Source organism: Pseudomonas sp. FW305-28, from assembly GCF_017351395.1.
Classification (GTDB): domain Bacteria; phylum Pseudomonadota; class Gammaproteobacteria; order Pseudomonadales; family Pseudomonadaceae; genus Aquipseudomonas; species Aquipseudomonas fluorescens_AA.
Genome location: NZ_JACNDD010000265.1, coordinates 1 through 3,989, shown reverse-complemented (window position 1 = coordinate 3,989; position 3,989 = coordinate 1). Strand labels below are relative to the sequence as shown.

Annotated in this window: 3 protein-coding genes; 2 read left to right on the top strand and 1 reads right to left on the bottom strand. The window is 61.7% G+C overall.

Annotated features, from left to right (window positions below):
- Nucleotides 1-46 precede the first annotated feature (46 nt).
- Complete coding sequence (gene bglX, locus J4E53_RS30060) at nucleotides 47-2,338, bottom strand: beta-glucosidase BglX (RefSeq protein ID WP_103309745.1); 2,292 nt, start codon at nucleotides 2,336-2,338, stop codon at nucleotides 47-49.
- A 251-nt stretch (nucleotides 2,339-2,589) separates the two neighbouring features.
- Here bglX and J4E53_RS30055 point away from each other — a divergent pair, with 251 nt between their 5' ends.
- Complete coding sequence (locus J4E53_RS30055) at nucleotides 2,590-3,198, top strand: LemA family protein (RefSeq protein ID WP_060738802.1); 609 nt, start codon at nucleotides 2,590-2,592, stop codon at nucleotides 3,196-3,198.
- A 136-nt stretch (nucleotides 3,199-3,334) separates the two neighbouring features.
- Nucleotides 3,335-3,989 (top strand): YgcG family protein (locus J4E53_RS30050; protein WP_207268278.1); only part of this gene is annotated, 655 nt, incomplete at its 3' end.

Below are 3,989 nucleotides of genomic sequence, written 5' to 3'. Positions count from 1 at the left end.
TCGCGAGCAAGCTCGCTCCCACAGGAGGATCAAGTTGTTCTGAAGGTCAGAGCAACTCAAAACTCTGCTGCTTCACGTCCTGGGAATCCAGGCCGATCTGCACGTTGAACTTGCCCGGCTCTGCCCCGTACTTGAGCTGGGCGTTGTAGAACTTCAGGTCGTCTTCGGTGATGGTGAAGTGGATGACTTTCTTCTCGCCAGCCTTGAGCATCACCTTGCGGAAGTTCTTCAGCTCTTTCACCGGGCGAATGATCGAGCCGGTCACGTCCTGGATGTACAACTGCACCACGGTTTCGCCGTCACGCTTGCCGGTGTTTTCCAGGGTTACGCTGGCATCGAGCTTGCCGGTCTTGTTCAGCGTGGTCGATGACAGGGCCATGTCCGACAGGCTGAACTCGGTGTAGCTCAGGCCGTAGCCGAACGGATAGAGCGGGCCGGTGGTGTCATCGAAATACTGCGAGGTGTAGTTGCCCGGCTTGCCCGGCGTGAACGGCCGGCCAATGCTCAGGTGGTTGTAGTAGGTCGGAATCTGCCCCACCGAGCGTGGGAAGGTGATCGGCAGCTTGCCCGACGGGTTGTAGTCGCCGAACAGCACGTCCGCGATGGCGTTGCCACCTTCGGTGCCGCTGAACCAGGTTTCCAGGATCGCATCGGCCTGCTGCTTTTCTTCCAGCAACGACAGCGGACGGCCATTCATCAGCACCAGCACCAGGGGCTTGCCGGTGGCCTTCAGGGCCTTGATCAGCTCGCGTTGGCTGGCCGGGATGTTCAGTTCGGTACGGCTCGACGACTCATGGGACATGCCACGGGACTCGCCCACGGCGGCCACCACCACATCGGCGTCCTTGGCGGCTTGCACCGCTTCGTCGATCAGCACCTGGGCCGAGCGCGGGTCATCCACCACTTCCGGGGCATCGAAGTTGAGGAAGTTCAGGTAGTCGAGCACCTTCTTGTCGCCGGTGATGTTGGCGCCACGGGCGTAGATCAGCTTCGACTCGGCGCCCAGGGCGCGGGTCATACCGTCGAACAGGGTGACCGATTGCGCAGGGCGCCCGGCCGCGGCCCAACTGCCCATCATATCGATCGGTGCCTTGGCCAGCGGGCCGACCAGGGCGATCCTGGCGGTCTTTTTCAGGGGCAGGGTCTGGTTGCGGTTTTCCAGCAGGACCAGGCTGCGGCGTGCCACGTCACGGGCATCGGCGCGGTGCAGGCGGCTTTCGGCGTAGGTGTCGACCGGGTCGTCCTCGGCCTTGCCGATGCGCAGGTACGGATCCTTGAACAGGCCCATGTCGTATTTGGCCGCGAGCACTTCGCGCACGGCGTTGTCGATGTCGCTCTGTTCGATCTCGCCGGCCTTGAGCAGCCCTGGCAGTTCCTTGCCGTAGAGCGAGTCGTTCATGCTCATGTCGATGCCGGCCTTGATCGCCAGCTTCGCCGCTTCGCGACCGTCCTTGGCGACGCCGTGCTTGATCAGTTCGAAGATGGCGCCGTGGTCACTGACCGCCAGGCCCTTGAAGCCCCATTCCTTGCGCAGCAGGTCGTTCATCAGCCAGGTGTTGGCGGTGGCCGGCACGCCGTTGATGGAGTTCAGCGCGACCATCACCCCGCCGGCTCCGGCGTCGATGGCGGCGCGGTAGGGCGGCAGGTAGTCCTGGTACATTTTCAGCGGACTCATGTCCACGGTGTTGTAGTCCCGACCGCCTTCCACTGCGCCGTAGAGGGCGAAGTGCTTGACGCTGGCCATGATGCTGTCGGCCGCGTTGGCGCCGTTGCCCTGGAATGCCTTGACCATCACCCCGGCGATGCGCGACACCAGGTAGGTGTCCTCGCCGAAACCTTCGGAGGTCCGGCCCCAACGTGGGTCGCGGGAAATGTCGACCATGGGCGCGAAGGTAATGTCCAGGCTGTCGGCCGCGGCTTCCTGGGCGGCGATGCGCCCGGAGTGGTAGATGGCGTCCATGTCCCAGCTCGAGGCCAGGGCCAGGGGGATCGGGAAAATCGTGCGGTGGCCGTGGATCACGTCATAGGCGAAGAACATCGGGATCTTCAACCGGCTGCGCATGGCCGCGTCCTGCATCGGACGGTTCTCATCGCGGGTGATGGAGTTGAACGTACCGCCAATGTTGCCGGCGGCGATTTCCTTGCGAATCATCTCCCGGGGCATTTCCGGGCCGATGCTGATCAGGCGCAATTGGCCGATCTTCTCTTCGAGGGTCATCTGCTTCATCAGATGGCTGATGAAGGCGTCCTTGTTCTCTATGGGGGCGGGCAGGTTGTCGGCAAATACGGAGTGACTGGCCAGACTGACAAACAGGCCCAGCAAACACAGCTTCTTCATGAATAGTTTTCTCGCAAGCCTAAAGGGCGGTGATCAGGACACGCCGGTCAGCCAAAATGTGAGGAGCGGCTATTGTTGTTCGGTCAAATACAGCACACTTTCGAGCCCAGGGGGCTGAACTTAGTTTCGCACCGCGCATCTTTTAGCCCATCGACCCGTTTCAATCCAGTGCGGCGGCAGATTATGCCCCAGACGCCAGTGAGATAGGTGGCCGGGTTTTTCCAATGTCATGCCAGGGAGCGCTTCATCCAATGAATCCAAGACTGAACCACCTTCGCAGCCTGCCGATGCTGGCCTTGATGCTGCTTACCACGCTGCTGGCCGGTTGCGGCATCAATAACATCCCGACCCTGGACGAACAGGCCAAGGCCGCCTGGGGCCAGGTGCAGAACCAGTACCAGCGCCGTGCCGACCTGATTCCCAACCTGGTGGAAACCGTCAAGGGCTACGCCCAGCACGAGCAGGAAACCCTGACCGCGGTGATCGAGGCGCGGGCCAAGGCCACGTCGATCCAGGTGGACGCCAGTACCTTGGACAACCCGGAAAAGCTCAAGCAGTTCCAACAGGCCCAGGACCAGTTGACCGGCGCGTTGAGCCGGCTGATGGTGGTGTCCGAGCGTTATCCGGACCTCAAGGCCAACCAGAATTTCCTGGCGCTGCAATCGCAGCTCGAAGGCACCGAGAACCGTATCGCCGTGGCACGCCGCGACTTCATCCTGGCGGTGCAGAAGTACAACACCGAGATCCGCACGTTCCCGGGCCGCCTGTGGCACAGCGTGATGTACAGCGACCTGCCGCTGCGCGAAACGTTCGAGGCCACCAGCTCCAATGCCGAAAAAGCCCCTGAAGTGAAGTTCTGAAGAAATTGTGGGAGCGAGCCTGTGGGAGCAAAGCTTGCTCGCGATGAACGATAACGCGGTCATTCGAAAGACCGAGGTGCCTTCATCGCGAGCAAGCTTTGCTCCCACAGCAGTTCGCTCCCACACAGGAGTTGCGATGCGAGTGTTGAAATTTGGCCTGGTGCTGTTGCTCTGGGTGTTTGCAGTCACGGCACAGGCCGAATTGAAGTTTCCAGCGTTGACCGGGCGTGTGGTGGACACCGCCCAGATGCTCGACCCTTCGGTGCGCGCGCAACTGGAGACGCAGCTCAAGGCCCATGAACAGGCGACCGGCGAACAGGTGGTGGTTGTGACCCTGGCGGACCTGCAGGGCAGCAGCATCGAAGATTTCGGCTATCAGCTGGGGCGCCACTGGGGCATAGGGCAGAAGGATAAAAACAACGGCGCGCTGCTGATCGTGGCCCGGGATGACCGTAAACTGCGCATCGAAGTGGGCTACGGCCTGGAGGATCGCCTGACCGACGCCCAGAGTTCGGTGATCATCAACCAGGTGATCACGCCGGCCTTCAAGACCGGCAACTTCAACAAAGGCATCAGCGACGGCGTCGCGGCGATGCTGGTGGTGCTGGGCGGCAGCCCGCTGGACGAGCCGGCGCCGGCATACAGTACGGATGAACAGCAGGAGCAGGGCGATTTTGTCGAGCGCCATGCCGGGTTGTTCATCTTCCTGGTGATCCTGTTTATTTTGACGATATCGGTCTGCCAGATGCTCGGTATCCTGCCGGCCGGGCGCGGTGGCTCCAGCGGTTCGG

Bases quoted from the DNA above. Each gene is read 5' to 3' on its own strand.
- J4E53_RS30055 (WP_060738802.1), top strand. From the start codon at position 2,590: ATGAATCCAAGACTGAACCACCTTCGCAGCCTGCCGATGCTGGCCTTG.
- bglX (WP_103309745.1), bottom strand. From the start codon at position 2,338: ATGAAGAAGCTGTGTTTGCTGGGCCTGTTTGTCAGTCTGGCCAGTCAC.